Below are 313 nucleotides of genomic sequence, written 5' to 3'. Positions count from 1 at the left end.
AGTTCACGCCACCGGGAATATGGCGACTGGCCAGATCAAATAATTCTGCAGATGTGGTCATGGCATCCTCTGTAGCAATAGCTGACGGACAATAAAAATCAAAAGCGTGCAGGGCGTGATAGACGTTGAGGCAAACACTGCCCGCTGGGCGGCTGATAGCCGTGTGACAAACTCTCCCAGGTAAAGTGCTGTGCCTGTTCGCAAGCCGTAGGTAAGCGCTCACCTACCGCCAAACGAGCGGCCAGGGCGGAAGCCAACGTACATCCGGACCCGTGAAACACTTCCGGCAGTCTGGGCCACTGCCACTGGCGAG

General features: G+C 56.5%; 1 protein-coding gene. It reads right to left on the bottom strand.

All coding sequences use genetic code 11. The features are described from left to right. Positions 1–98: 98 nt before the first annotated feature. Positions 99–281: a bifunctional hydroxymethylpyrimidine kinase/phosphomethylpyrimidine kinase gene (locus tag V0R37_RS21890; RefSeq protein WP_420376529.1), complete on the bottom strand. Its 183-nt coding sequence runs from the start codon at positions 279–281 to the stop codon at positions 99–101. Positions 282–313 lie beyond the last annotated feature (32 nt).

It is taken from the genome of Pollutimonas rozaliensis (assembly GCF_048751585.1).
Lineage (GTDB): Bacteria > Pseudomonadota > Gammaproteobacteria > Burkholderiales > Burkholderiaceae_B.
The sequence above is the reverse complement of the archived record's forward strand: the minus strand, read 5'-3'. Positions and strand labels throughout refer to the sequence as shown.